The following is a 13002-nucleotide window of genomic DNA, read 5'->3' as shown; positions in this document are numbered from 1 at the left end:
AAATCAATCTACAATGATACATGTCAGTTTCATATAACGTCAGGGAGTAATCCCGTTTTTGTCCGGGATATTATCATTGGTATTAAATATACAAACGGTCTGTTTGCCATGATAATTGGCAAAATTAGTGCGCTAACCGTTTTACAATATGTAAACAACATTAATGTAAAGCTCATAGGCGGAACTAAGTACGCACTAAATTAGTTCCGACAACGGGTTATTTAAAATTATTGTGTGATGAAAATGAATTTAAAGATGTTGATTTTCGCGGTATGTGCATTGTTTTCGGTAGCAGGACATGCCCAGGAAGAATCGGCCGGCAAGCCGAATGTGTTTATCGACTATTTCTATCGCCCGACATCGGTGCCGTTCCCTTGGGTTGAGAATCTTCGTAATTGCGTCATAGAGGGAATCAATGCGACAGGACGTGTCTATCTTATTGATGTTGACTCCAAGGCTGCGTTGAAGTTGGAGGCAGAGCGCCGTACAGATGAGAATGTGACCGACGGAGGTGACATGGAGCGTTTGAAAGTCATGACCACTGAAGGCGCTAACTTTCTCATTCAGGGATATGTCACCTCGATGGCAACCGAGAAGAAAAAGCTCGATGACGGCACTGTCTATTACGGTGCGACTTGTGCATACACATTGAAAGTGATCAATCCGTCAAACGGTAAGCTGGTTACCACGAAGACCTTCAAGCATGGTGACGGAATTATCAATCTTGCAACAGGTAATACGGAAGATGAGGCAATAGCAAAAGTTTGTCGTCAGGCTATTAAGGCTGTTCGCAAATTGGTTGATGATGCTTTCAAGATTCAAGGAAAGATTCTTGAAATCAGCGAGACGAAGAAAGATGAGGCTAAGGAAGTTTACATCAGCATCGGTTCTGACCATGGAGTTGGTGCCGGTACGTATTTTGAGGCTTGTCTTGAGCGCACTATTCAAGAACATAAGTCTTTTAAGTTGATTGGCGAACTCAAGGTGAAAAATGTTGAAAGCGAGAATTTGACTTTGTGCGAGGTAAAGAAAGGCGGCAAAGAGATTAAAGCCGCTATTGATGGGGGACAGACTGTCATTGTAAGGACAAAAAACAAAGGTGGAGGACTCCTTGACAAGGCTGCGAAAGCCGCCAATAGCTTATAATATAATGTAACGTTATGAACAGATTTGTATTACTGTTGACATTCATGATGGTTCTGTGCGCAGATTTACGCGCGCAGAACTATTCAACCGATGTGACTCTTGTTGAAGAAAGCGGCAACACCGTGACTCTTGAAGCGACGGCCGTTGCCGAAAAGAAAAAGGACGCAAGCCTGCTTGCGGCAAAGTCGGCATTCCACACCTTGTTCCATGCCGGTGTTGACGGGCTGAAGAACGGTGTCCCCATGGTATCAGTGGAACGTAAGGACTATGACTACAGATTTTTCAACGAATCGCGCTACATCAGTTATATATCCGGAGAAATAAACAATATTGACGACGAGAAGATAGGAGGCAAATACAGGGTGAAAGTGAGGGTCTCCATACAGCTCAAATCGCTTGTTGCCGACCTTGAGAAAAACAAGATGGCCTTGAATCCGGGCTGGTCAGATTCAAAAGCCGTAAAGGCCACAGCGGCCCTCAACCCCACAATTGTGGTTGTGCCTTATGTGAGAGGAGAGAATACAGACTTTGCGGCAATGCGCAATGAGGTCAATGCAAGGCCTGCGCTTAAGACAATCATAGGTAAACTGACCGGTGAGTTCGGAAAGAACGGTTATAAGACACGTGACTTCATCACAATGCTTCAGAACTCAAAGACGAATACGGTACTGACACTTGGAAGCCAGTCTGACGAGAAGACAAAAATAGTACAGCAGATACCCGGTGACATTGTGGTGACGGTAGATGTAATCGTGAACACCAATGGAAATGGCAAAAGCGACTGCCAGCTGAATATCAGTGCCGTTGAAGGACAGACAAGCGGCAATCTGGCCAGTGCGTCGTTTGTCAGCGGCCAGTATTCGACTACCGATACCGTGCGTCTGGCCGATCATGCTCTCGGTAAAATATCAAAGGATTTCTTCACCGGTCTGCAGTCCTCGTTTGAGGATATTGTGAAAAAGGGACGTGAGATTGTAATCGAGCTGACACTCTCAGAGACTGTGAGCGACTGGGATTTCGACCAAGATACTCCTAACGGTTCGAATAATTTCAAGGACGTTTTTGACGAATGGCTCCGCAAGCACTCGCATCAGGGTGTTTATGACATGGGTCTGAACACCGACAAGTATGTCCATGCAACGGTCAACATCCCGCTCTGGGACATGGAGAAGAACCGTTCTTACTCTATCTCCAACTTCGGAAGTGACGTAAGGAAGTTCTTTAAAGAGCAGTTCGGAGATTCTTATAAGGCTTCGGTCACAGCGTTGGGACAGAAGCTCTTAGTGACGATAGAATAGACCCGGACGGTCTTTATTATGAACCTTTAAAAACAAACTTAGTGCGATGAAGAGACTATTGCTGTTTGTAGTGTCTGGCCTGACTGCTTTGTCCGGCTTTTCACAGGAGAAGATACAGTTTCATATCAACCGTTCGGCACAGGAGAACATAACGGGTAAAGTGGCGGATGCTTTGGACTTGAAACTGAAGCAGGTAATGAACCGTAACAGTGCCGCTGCGGCAGATGTGTACAACGTGTTTGCCATAGACCCCGCCATTGAGCTTACTGATGTCGTCTCTACCGAGGGACTGGTGCAGAATGTGTCTGTGGCACAGGGCAACCTTACGTTGATTGCCAGGAACATGGTAGACGGGACAATGTACTATTCAGCTACCATTCCTGTAAAGGGCGATGCGCTGGGCAGCAAGGAAAGTGCCATGCTGAAGATGATTTCGAATATCAAGGTGACTGACGCTGTATACACCCGTTTCATCCGTATTGCACGTCAGAAGATAGATGAATATTACGCAGCCAATTGCGGCACTGTTTTGCAGAAGGCGCAAAGATTGTTTGAGGAAGGACGTTACGAGGAGGCTCAGCTTTATCTTAAGGCCGTTTCGCCGTCTCTTCCTTGCTACGAGGAGGCCAACATGCTCAGACAGGAGATTGTAAGGAATATCCCGACAAACACTTCTCCCGATACTGTGGTTGTAGAACAGGTTGTGGAGAAGCCGGTGATTGTTGTGATAGACAGAGTCGTTGAAAAGCCTGTTCCTGTAGAACAGGTTGTTGAAAAACCTGTTCCCGTGGAAGAAAAAACAGTTGATAGAGAACCGGTAGCGGAAAAGCTCGATTGTGAGATAAGCATTTCCACTCAGGACTATACTTTCAAGGTGTTGAAGTGTTTCGGCGACATGACCCAGAAGCGAATCACCATTCAGGCTGCGGTAACCAATGTTACAGATCGAAATTTCGATCAAGAGAGGGTTGAGTTTCGCTCGGCTTTCACAACCGACGGAGTTAAGCTGAACAGCTTGGATACAGACGGACTTTATCAGGAATATCCTTCGAGAGTGACCAGACCGCGCAATTTCTATATCACCGGGGTTAACAGTAAGATTCCGGGGCTGTCGTTTGTCAAGCTCGGTATAGGTGGAACGACTGTCGAGATTCGTAATCTCCCGGTACAATGGTAATCTGACAACAATGAATTCAATGAAAAGACTGATAAGTATGGTCTGCCTGGTGCTGTTGGCAGCGGGTGCGACCGCCCAGACGAAAGTAGTGGACAAGAGTGCCAAGAAGATGCCGGCATGGGCCAATACGGCTGTGCCTGATTATCTGATAGTGTCTGTGACAGCACCGACGCTTGCCGAAGCTCAGAAGAAGTCGGTGCAGGAGATTACGGAACGTATCATCCAGTCGGTGGCAACCTCTGTGTCTGTGTCTCAGACAGATGTGATGTCTGAGGTCACGACCGATGGTGGAGTCGAGTCGACGGATGCCTACAAGCGTGTGTCGAAGATGAAGTCTGCCAACCTGCCGTTTCTCAAAGGTATCTCTCCGACAAAGATAGAGGAGATATATTGGCAGAAAGTCCAGGACAAGTCTACGAAGAAGGAGCACTACGAATATTGGGTGAAATATCCTTATTCTGCGGTCGAACAGCGTCGTCTTCAGAAAGAATTTGAGCAGCTCGACAAAGAGAAGACAGAAGAGTATGAGGCTCTGAGAGACAAGATAGGTAATCTTGAGAGCGTGGAAGAGATAAAAAGTTCCATAAACCGGCTTGCCTCCTTGAAAGAGTTTTTCTTCGACGATGTACGTGTGAGCCAGGTCGACGGCCTGATAGAGCAGTACAAGCAGCTTTATTCTACTATGGCGATACACGGAACACCGGCGGGAAAAGGAAAGTATGAGTGCCAGATGATGCTCAACGGCAGACCGGTGAAGGTAGGTGTGGTTCCCAAGGTGACGTCGAATTGTGCTTTTCAGATAGTCGTGCGCCAGTCGGACGGGAAGTTCATCATTACATACGATGACACGGACTGCCTTCCGGAGGAAGAAAACTATCTTGACGTCCTGTTCCGTATCGACGGCAAGCGCGTTGAGAGCAAGTTCTCCATCAATGCCAACTCTACTGACGGCAAGTTCCTTGTTGTCCCGGAGGGCAAGGTGGTGCTTGCTGCAAAGTCGGTGTCGGCTGCCGACAGGAAGATAAAGGATATCAGTATACGTCTGACACTCAACAACCGTGGCGGTCAGCCTTTCGGATTGAAGTCACTTGAACTGCAAGTGCCGGAATTGTCCGTACCTATCGTTTTTGATGACATCAATTCGGTCTATACGACAAAGGGTGTGATTCAGGTGAACGTAGTTGCCGAGGGCGAATTTACAGCCAGGCAGAAGAAAAGCTCCGCATTGTCTTTTGTTCAGGGTGCCGTCATGATTGTCAATCCGCAGACGCAGGCCGTGGAGCGTGTTCGTCTGTCGCTTCCGTATGTCACCAATTGGGAATAAACATGATCGGACGGCATGTATGTGTCATGATGTGCATGCCGGTTCCATATATTAACATTAAAAAGAAATGATTATGAAAAAGTGTTTTATGTATTTCGTGATGCTTCTTACCATGGCGTTCGGAGCATCTGTCACAGTCTCGGCCCAGTCTAAAGCTGTGCAGAAAGATGCGAAGAAAAGAGTTAAGGAACTTAAGAAAGAGGGCTGGACATTGTTGGGCAGCACGTCGACTTTGGAATTTGCCTTGACAAAGTACCGCAATTACATCGCGGAAGATGAAGAGAACAGAATCGAACTTATAGGAATTGCTGTCGGCTCAAATCCTAAGATTGGCCGCGAGAATGCCATCATGAACGGTATCACGAGCTATGCTTCGCGTGCAAAAGCCCAGGTGGTGGGAAAGATGAAGTCGGTAATGTCTTCAGATGCATCCACGGCAATGGACGAAGAGATCGACAAGTTCGGCGCTGCATACGAATCGGGTGTGAATACCAAGATCTCAGGTCTTGTGAAGCAGCATTTTGTGCTGGTCAGGGATAAAGACGGTAAGAAAGAGTTCAATGTCTTTATGAGCATTGATGAGAAACTGGCAAAGAAAGCACGCGAGGAAGCTGCCAGGGAGGCAAGAAAGAAGGCCGCGCTTAAAGATCTTTCCGAGCAGGTTGAAGATTTCATCGGTGAGCCGGTAGAGGAGTATTGACTCCGTGTCTTAGCGGGAAAGGCTGTCGTGTAACTTCGGGTTGCAGGCAATCTTTACCGCTTTTTTTATCCAATATTGTTAAGACTTACAATCATGAAGAAGATAGGATTTATTTTGACGGTGCTGTTTCTCTGTCCTTGTGTGTCCATGGCGCAGACAGATGACGATTTTGACAGTTTTATGAATAGTGAGCTGAAATCGTTTGACGATTTCATTGACGAAGCGAACAAGCAGTTCATAAGTTTCCTGCGTAACCCGTGGAAGGAGTTCAAGTCGGAACAGCCGGTAGAGAAGAGGATAGAACCGGAACCGGTCAAACCTGTTGAATACGATGAGAAGACATCGCCAAAAGATGAAAAGCCCGTATGTCTCACGATTGAGGAAATATTGGATTTGACTTCAAACGAAGGCAAGCAAAAGCCGGTCGTAAAGATTAACGATGTCGAGGATATTACATTTGACGAGCCGGAGGTTGTGGCCAAAAAGCAGAACAAACCGGTTGTTGTCAAGGAAAAGCCCAAGGACAAGCCGGTTCCTTCTGTCGGGGAAAAAACCAAGGACGAACCTGTCACGAAACCTGTAGAGGCACCGGCCAGACCGGTCGTCACACCGGTCAAACCGGTTGAAAGGCCGGTGGCGAAACCGTCAGTAACTCCGACTAAACCGGCCGTTAAGCCGGCTCCGTCCACACCTCTGCATGTTGGAGGTGAGGGGCGCAGCAGGATTACGTATTTAGGCATGACATACTATATGAGTGATGGATTGAAAGGTCGTTGCTCGTTGAGCGGACTGAAGGAAAATGACATTGCCGATGCATACGAAAGATTGTGCAAAAGCGATTACAAGACATTGCTGTCAGATCTCAGGCAAGTGATTTCTGAGCTACGGCTGAATGATTGGGGGCTGTATCTGCTGGTTGAGGCGGTGACAAAATCTTTTTGTGCCAACAACAACGATGCTGTAGTGATGCAGCAATTCCTCTTCAACGAGTTGGGCTACAAGGCAAAGATGGCACGCAAGGCCGGAGCGAACCAGATGCTTCTTTTTGTCGCCACCGATTGTTCCGTATATGCGCATCCGTTCTTTGTGAAAGACGGACAAAAATTCTATTGCATGTCGCAGAGTGACCCTTGCCAGTTCTATATGTGCCAGCAGGATGCGGCAAAAGCCAGGAAGCAGATGGGCATGGTCCTGAAAAGTGCACCGAATCTTTCAGGCAAGATTACAAGTTCTACGCATACGAACGACAGTAAAGACGTGACCGTAACGCTCGGAGTACCCAATTCGCTTATGGAGTTCTACAAGTTGTATCCGCAGTGCGACTACCGTGTCTATTTCACCGCTCCTGTCAATTCGGAAGTCAAAACCCCGTTGCTTGAATCTTTACGTCCGTGCATCCAGGGCAAGGGAGAGGCAGAGGCCGCCAATATACTGATAAATTTTGTGCAGACAGGTTTTGAATATGCTACGGACGGCCAGCAGTTCGGCTACGAAAAGCCTTTCTTTGTGGAAGAGCTTTTCTATTATCCTTATTGCGACTGTGAAGACAGGTCAATCCTCTATTCTTTTCTGGTCAGGGAACTTCTCGGGCTTGATGTCGTTTTGCTTGACTATCCTGACCATATTGCCACTGCCGTGCGTTTCAATGAAAGTGTCAATGGCGATTTCGTCATGGTTGGCGGGCAGAAGTATGTTGTATGCGACCCTACATATATAGGTGCTCCCATTGGCGTGACTATGCCACAATATAAGAAAGTGTCGGCCAATGTCCTGAAATATTAGCTTGAGTTCGGGACAATACTCTGTCCCGAACATAAGTAAGTTAGTCAACAGAATCAAACAGCATTATCCATCCTATATCCGGAGGATAATACAGTTTGATTCTGTTGATTAACTTATAATGTAATATGTAACTTTGTACCACCCAAATTTCGTAAAGTTAGACATATAAAAACATGAACCTTGATTATTGCTTTTACACATATGATTTTTCTTTACTTTAACATATGTTAAGCAGCAACAAAAGTCCTATTTACAGACAAGGTTCCGAAAAACACGATTTTCAGTCCAAAAGGGAAGCCCTGATATTCAGCATGTTACGACAGAGACATTTTGTCAATAAAGCAGAGAGACCCTTATCACCTTGCAATAAGGCCCTTATTACATTGCAACTACGGCCTTGTTGCAATGCGAAACGGCCCTCGCGGGAGTGCCGGGAGGCCCTTACGGCAAGTTTTCCATGCAAAAAACGTGTGTCAAGAAAGCAGAGAGGGCCTCACGGCTTTTCTAATTTGGGAAAAAAGAAAAGTTAAAATTTCAGAATTAACATGACAATAATACAGAATATAATGTGTATCGGGATGTAAATACCCATACATGTCAAGTTCGTGCATTCCGACGCAAAATCATACTAAGATGTGTATCGGAATGCAAATACCAATACATGTCAAGATGTCCCAGAATTAGAAAAGAAGACCCCGCATATTATGAATACGTCAAATATGGTATAAGGATGAATACGCCTGATGTGGTATAAGAATGAGTATGTCATGTGTAGACATAGGAACAGATGCGCCTTGAACAGATGCGCCTTGAAAAGGCAGCAAGCACATAGCCCGGGGCAGAGCGAAGCGGCACCCTGGGAATCAAACATCGACACCCCGCGCCCTAAAAGGACAAAAGCATTAATTATCAAGTGTTTACAGTTTTGTGTATTGTATGTTTTTTATGCTTTTGCCCTTTCAGGGCGCGGGGATTCCAACACATGGATACCCGGGGTGCCGCTTCGCTCTGCCCCGGGCTATGTGCTTGCTGCCTTTTCAAGGCGCATCCATCTACGAACTTATCGACATTTTAGGATAGCTGAATGCACATTAACGTGGTGGCTGTGTACTTGCTGCCTTTTCTTTAAGTTTGCAGAAGATTGCGACGCATCCAGGGCGCACACATCCTATGTCCGGACGATAATGTGGTTTAACTCTGTTGACGGACTTACATAAAAAACGTTATCCATCGGGTATCGCTTTTTTTTACTTAGGGAAAACCCTAATAAAAAGCCTTGGGTTTTCCCTAATTTTTTATCTTCCGGTGAAAATAGCCTGCAATACCATTTGTATAAGATTGTAAAAAGTGCTAAATTTACAACAAGAAACCGGATTTTATCCTCCGAAAAATGATAGTGAAAAGTCATACCGTACATTAAACAATAATCTCAGTATAAACTTATAACTTTTGAAACAATGAAAAGACTGGCAGTTATTTTGTGTGTTGTAGCATCAGTAGTGTGTGCCAATGCGAAGATTCTCAGAGTGAGCAACGTGAACGGAAGCACAGCACCATATTCTACAATAAAGGATGCACTCGAGGCAGCCGAGGACGGTGACGTGATAATGGTGGATGCTTCGCCAGACAGTTACGGTGATGTGGAGATAAACAAGACCGTGACGCTTCAGGGTCCGGGATATTGGCTTATTGACAACGGGATTATTCAGGAAGGAATGCAGACAGCCAGTTTTGGTACTATTAATATGACCGCCTCCGGAGCGAAAGTATCTTCTATTGCTGCCCGTACTATAAAATGTAATGCGGACGGATGTGTGGTTACAAGATGTAATACAGGAGTGGACATAGGTTCTGGCATAAAAGGAGCTATTATTCATCAGAATTTTATTGGAGGAATAGGTGGCCATACAGACCCACGTCCTTCTAATCTACAAATAACCAACAATATTGTTACATATGAGATGAAGAACATTATTTCTATGGTTAATTCTGTGGTGAAATACAATACTTTCAAGTACTACTTGGATCCATGGAATACTGATGGTTGTGTATTTGAATATAATATAGGAGCTTCTAATAATAATGACAAACGAAACACTTACGTTAACAATATCGAAAAGTCAATGTATTCAGGCAATCTGGATACCGTATATATGACAAAAGACGCAGAAATCTCCACCGAACACGGTGCCTTTGCCGGTGATGACCCGTATGTGATTTCGGGCATAGCTCCCGGTCCGTATATCGAGGATATAACAGTTCCCGTATCTGTTGCGCAGGGCAATGAAATGAAGGTAACGGTTAAGATAGGAACATCAAGATGAAACGCATACATTTTATTACCTGCGTGTTGCTGACGGCAGCGGTGGATATGTACGGACAGCTCACTACTGAGTATTTCTTCGATACAGACCCCGGTCATGGCAAGGCAACGCAGGAAACAACCAAGGCGGGAGACAACGCCTTGACATTGCGCACGTCGCAGCTTGATGCAGGTATGCATCTGCTTGGCATACGCAGCGCGGACGGTGAGGGCCGTTGGTCGCCCACGCTGACTTCACCCATATATGTGTTTGCTCCGAAGACCGATGTGGCCGCTGCCGAATGGTTTGTAGACACCGATCCGGGCTATGGCAAGGGCACAAGCATGCCGGCTTCGGCGGGGAGCAACGTCTTGGTAATCTCTACCAAAGGAATGTCGTCGGGCATGCACCTCATCTGTGTGCGCAGCCGCAGCCTTTCCGGCCAGTGGTCGCCCACGTTGACATCGCCGCTCTATGTGGCCGAGCCGTTGGATGCGGCGGGAGCCGAATGGTTTGTCGATGCAGACCCCGGTGAGGGCAAAGCCAATGCCATCGACATCAGCGGCAAAACCGAGACTGCGTTTATCGTGCCCACGGCCGGTATGGCAGTAGGCAACCATTCGCTTACGGTGAGAATCAGGACCGCGGCAGGCAATTGGCTGCCTTTCACTGTAACGCCTTTCTCCGTAACTGTGAATGCGGGAGTTGCGGAGGTGAAGAGCATTATGGATGTAGGCATCCGCCGTATGGCCGGCCGCATTGTCCTAACCCGTACCGACAACATCGGTGAGGCCTGTGTCGACATTGTCACTGTCGACGGTGTGAAGCGTGCCGCTGCCGTATGGCCCGCGGGATCACAGGAAATATCAGTAGATGTACAGCATGGGCTGTCTCCCGTCATTGTCGCTGTGACACGTAAGGACGGCACCCGTTTTGTGAAACTCATAAAATAACATAAAGTGAAATGAAAACAAAGGCAAACAAGACATGCTTTGTCATCGCTTTGATGGCAATGCTTTTTGGGGGTATACAGCCGTTGGAAGCGCAAGGATTACTCGACCTGCTGAAGATGGCAGGCCAGGGGCAATCTACGGGTCAGAAAACACCCCGGTCGAACGTCGGCAGCTCGTCGACGCAGACACAAAGCCGCAGGAAAACCGCAACCAATGCGGAGGGGAAGACGGTGGACGTTCCGGTACGCCCCACGAAAATAACGGCGCTTGAAGGAGAGAATGTTGTCAGCGTTACAGGAATGGTGATAAACAATGTCGGTATGGGCAAGCCGGTGGTGAGGATGCGCGATGCGGGCATATTTCTCAGTAATACTGGCATGAGCCTGATAGGCACAGTGGCTATGACTGTTAAGGGTCAGGCCGGAAAGCGTCTTATAATGTCGTTTGATGTGCTTGACGAAAATGGAGAAGGACAGGCCGACGGCAACGGCGCTACAGGATACCTCATTCCCGTACAGGTGCCGTCAAACAGTTATTCATGCGAGGTGGAGGTTAGGATTCCATACGGATGGATCGATTTGCAGAACAAGCCCACATCATTTAACTTTATGGTGTCTATGTATGACTTCGGGTCCGGTAAGGAGGAGCCGATGATAGGGTCGAGTGTCATATGTATGGACCCCGCTTCGATACAAGTGGACGGCAATGCTGTTCAGGGACAGGTGTTGAGCGATATGTTCGGTGGTGGCAGTATGGGCGGTATGGATCTTGGCGGCCTCATGGGAGCTATGTTCGGTGGCGGCACCGACACTGCGGAGCACACATGCGTGAAGTGTGACGGCACGGGTGTGTGCGAATACTGTGACGGCGACGGTTTCCTTAACCCGTCCGTATGCCGTAAGTGTGCGCAGAATCCCGGCATATGCCGCAATTGCGGTGGCTCAGGCACTACAACCGTGAAACTCGATATAGACAGGAGCCGCTGGTGATGGCGGTCAGGAAAGATGTAAATTTAGTTCATAATAAAGAAAAAATAATATATAATGAAAAGAATCCTTTTTTCAGCAATGGCAGCCATAGGGCTGTCATTGTTTAGTAATAATGTTGATGCCCGCTCATGGCGAATCAACTCGAAGCCTGAAGCCAAGGCCAATTTTCTGAGTATAGAGAAAGCTACGTCAAGTAGTGACGTACTGAATGGTGATACTCTTTATCTTGATCCGGGATGTCTTTTAACTTCATCACAGCAAGTTAGAAAGTCCGTAACTATAATAGGTACGGGATATAATCTGAAAAATGTAACCGAAGAAACGTTGATAAATCTTCATATAACAAGTAGTAATGTTAAGATAGAGGGATGTTATTTAAATTCATTATATATATATGGTGGTAAAGGAATAAGCAATATCGTAATAGAGCGATGTAAGGTGGTGGGGAGCATTAACCTTGGCGACTCATACACCACTATTAATAATATTAAAATAAATTCTTGCTATATTTCTGGTGAATTGATTCATGAAAGAGGAACCGTTTTAGATGTGGATATTTCTAATTGTATAATAAAAGGTAGAATTGATAATTTTTCATATTCAACTTTTACGAACAATACAATTTTGTGTTCAAAGAAAGGTGCTTTACTAACTAACATACAAAACAGTAAAATCTCCAATAACATAATACTGAACACATCTACAGAATACGCTACTGACGGAGACCAGCAGACGGATAGTTACAGCAACTATACTATAGCCAACGTCTCTGTTTCCGACAATAATACGATAACCAACAACGTGTTGAGTACCGATGCTTCCCATGCTTTTGCCGACCATCCCGACAACAAGTTCATTGGCGCCAAGCCCGAGGATGTGTTTACTATGCAAGGAACGGAAGAAGAGCGTTACAGACTGAAGGCGGACAGCCCTGCTAAAGGTTACGGTTATAATGGTTGTGACTGCGGTGCTTATGACGGAATGTTTCCGTATGTGGTTTCCGGACATCCTCATTTCCTGCCTTATGTAGAGAATGCTGTTGTTTCCGATAGGCCCATTGACGGCAAAATCAACGTTAAACTGAAAATAAAGGTTCAAAATGAATAATGCACACCGCCTACAGAGACAATGCGTCCGGTGGTTGGCTATGTGTGGTTTGGGGTGTCTGCTTGTAATTTCGCTGCATGCTCAGAATATAGCTCCCTCAGATGGTGTAATCGACCGCGTGGAGTACTTTTGGGACGATGACCCTGGCTTTGGCCTTGCCACCCGTTATGCCGTTCCCGATGTTACCGGCAGTGAAGCCCTGTTGTCAATGGACGTTCTCACC

11 protein-coding genes and 1 pseudogene are annotated in these 13002 nt (G+C 46.4%); all 12 read left to right on the top strand.

All coding sequences use genetic code 11. From position 1 onward, the window contains the following. Nucleotides 1–84: 84 nt before the first annotated feature. Nucleotides 85–204: pseudogene (locus tag HPS55_RS08565) on the top strand (IS982 family transposase); the annotation flags it as partial. A 33-nt stretch (nucleotides 205–237) separates the two neighbouring features. Continuing rightward, the gene (locus HPS55_RS08560) at nucleotides 238–1146 is read left to right on the top strand and encodes a hypothetical protein (protein ID WP_172175083.1); all 909 of its coding nucleotides are present in this window, start codon (nucleotides 238–240) and stop codon (nucleotides 1144–1146) included. 14 nt (nucleotides 1147–1160) lie between these two features. Continuing rightward, nucleotides 1161–2444 carry a DUF6175 family protein gene (locus HPS55_RS08555; protein ID WP_172175086.1) on the top strand — a complete coding sequence of 428 codons (1284 nt, stop codon included), beginning with the start codon at nucleotides 1161–1163 and terminating at the stop codon, nucleotides 2442–2444. Between the two features lie 46 nt (nucleotides 2445–2490). Continuing rightward, nucleotides 2491–3621, top strand: coding sequence for a hypothetical protein (locus HPS55_RS08550; protein WP_172175089.1), 1131 nt, complete (start codon nucleotides 2491–2493; stop codon nucleotides 3619–3621). A gap of 19 nt (nucleotides 3622–3640) precedes the next feature. Then, complete coding sequence (locus HPS55_RS08545) at nucleotides 3641–4945, top strand: plethodontid receptivity factor PRF (protein ID WP_172175091.1); 1305 nt, start codon at nucleotides 3641–3643, stop codon at nucleotides 4943–4945. Nucleotides 4946–5018: 73 nt separating this feature from the next. After that, the gene (locus HPS55_RS08540; protein ID WP_172175094.1) at nucleotides 5019–5645 is read left to right on the top strand and encodes a hypothetical protein; all 627 of its coding nucleotides are present in this window, start codon (nucleotides 5019–5021) and stop codon (nucleotides 5643–5645) included. Nucleotides 5646–5738: 93 nt separating this feature from the next. Beyond that, the gene (locus HPS55_RS08535) at nucleotides 5739–7427 is read left to right on the top strand and encodes a hypothetical protein (RefSeq protein ID WP_253945785.1); all 1689 of its coding nucleotides are present in this window, start codon (nucleotides 5739–5741) and stop codon (nucleotides 7425–7427) included. A 1457-nt stretch (nucleotides 7428–8884) separates the two neighbouring features. After that, nucleotides 8885–9751, top strand: a complete 867-nt coding sequence (locus HPS55_RS08530) for a right-handed parallel beta-helix repeat-containing protein (RefSeq protein WP_172174352.1) — start codon at nucleotides 8885–8887, stop codon at nucleotides 9749–9751. Further along, nucleotides 9748–10683, top strand: coding sequence for a hypothetical protein (locus tag HPS55_RS08525; RefSeq protein WP_172174349.1), 936 nt, complete (start codon nucleotides 9748–9750; stop codon nucleotides 10681–10683). Before HPS55_RS08530 ends, HPS55_RS08525 begins: the two co-directional genes overlap by 4 nt. A gap of 11 nt (nucleotides 10684–10694) precedes the next feature. Continuing rightward, on the top strand, nucleotides 10695–11672 hold the full coding sequence (locus tag HPS55_RS08520) for a hypothetical protein (RefSeq protein WP_172174346.1): 978 nt from the start codon (nucleotides 10695–10697) through the stop codon (nucleotides 11670–11672). A 54-nt stretch (nucleotides 11673–11726) separates the two neighbouring features. After that, the gene (locus HPS55_RS08515) at nucleotides 11727–12779 is read left to right on the top strand and encodes a right-handed parallel beta-helix repeat-containing protein (protein WP_172174343.1); all 1053 of its coding nucleotides are present in this window, start codon (nucleotides 11727–11729) and stop codon (nucleotides 12777–12779) included. After that, the coding region (locus HPS55_RS08510) for a hypothetical protein (RefSeq protein WP_172324905.1) at nucleotides 12772–13002 on the top strand (231 nt) is incomplete at its 3' end. The genes HPS55_RS08515 and HPS55_RS08510, both read left to right, overlap by 8 nt.

The sequence above is a fragment of the Xylanibacter rodentium genome, from assembly GCF_013166575.1.
In the GTDB taxonomy this organism is placed as follows: Bacteria; Bacteroidota; Bacteroidia; order Bacteroidales; family Bacteroidaceae; genus Prevotella; species Prevotella rodentium.
This window is presented reverse-complemented; position numbering and strand designations above follow the sequence as displayed.

Excerpts from the sequence above, each read along its gene's own strand:
- HPS55_RS08560 (WP_172175083.1), top strand. The coding sequence starts at position 238 with ATGAAAATGAATTTAAAGATGTTGATTTTCGCGGTATGTGCATTGTTT.
- HPS55_RS08555 (WP_172175086.1), top strand. The coding sequence starts at position 1,161 with ATGAACAGATTTGTATTACTGTTGACATTCATGATGGTTCTGTGCGCA.
- HPS55_RS08550 (WP_172175089.1), top strand. The coding sequence starts at position 2,491 with ATGAAGAGACTATTGCTGTTTGTAGTGTCTGGCCTGACTGCTTTGTCC.
- HPS55_RS08545 (WP_172175091.1), top strand. The coding sequence starts at position 3,641 with ATGAAAAGACTGATAAGTATGGTCTGCCTGGTGCTGTTGGCAGCGGGT.
- HPS55_RS08540 (WP_172175094.1), top strand. The coding sequence starts at position 5,019 with ATGAAAAAGTGTTTTATGTATTTCGTGATGCTTCTTACCATGGCGTTC.
- HPS55_RS08535 (WP_253945785.1), top strand. The coding sequence starts at position 5,739 with ATGAAGAAGATAGGATTTATTTTGACGGTGCTGTTTCTCTGTCCTTGT.
- HPS55_RS08530 (WP_172174352.1), top strand. The coding sequence starts at position 8,885 with ATGAAAAGACTGGCAGTTATTTTGTGTGTTGTAGCATCAGTAGTGTGT.
- HPS55_RS08525 (WP_172174349.1), top strand. The coding sequence starts at position 9,748 with ATGAAACGCATACATTTTATTACCTGCGTGTTGCTGACGGCAGCGGTG.
- HPS55_RS08520 (WP_172174346.1), top strand. The coding sequence starts at position 10,695 with ATGAAAACAAAGGCAAACAAGACATGCTTTGTCATCGCTTTGATGGCA.
- HPS55_RS08515 (WP_172174343.1), top strand. The coding sequence starts at position 11,727 with ATGAAAAGAATCCTTTTTTCAGCAATGGCAGCCATAGGGCTGTCATTG.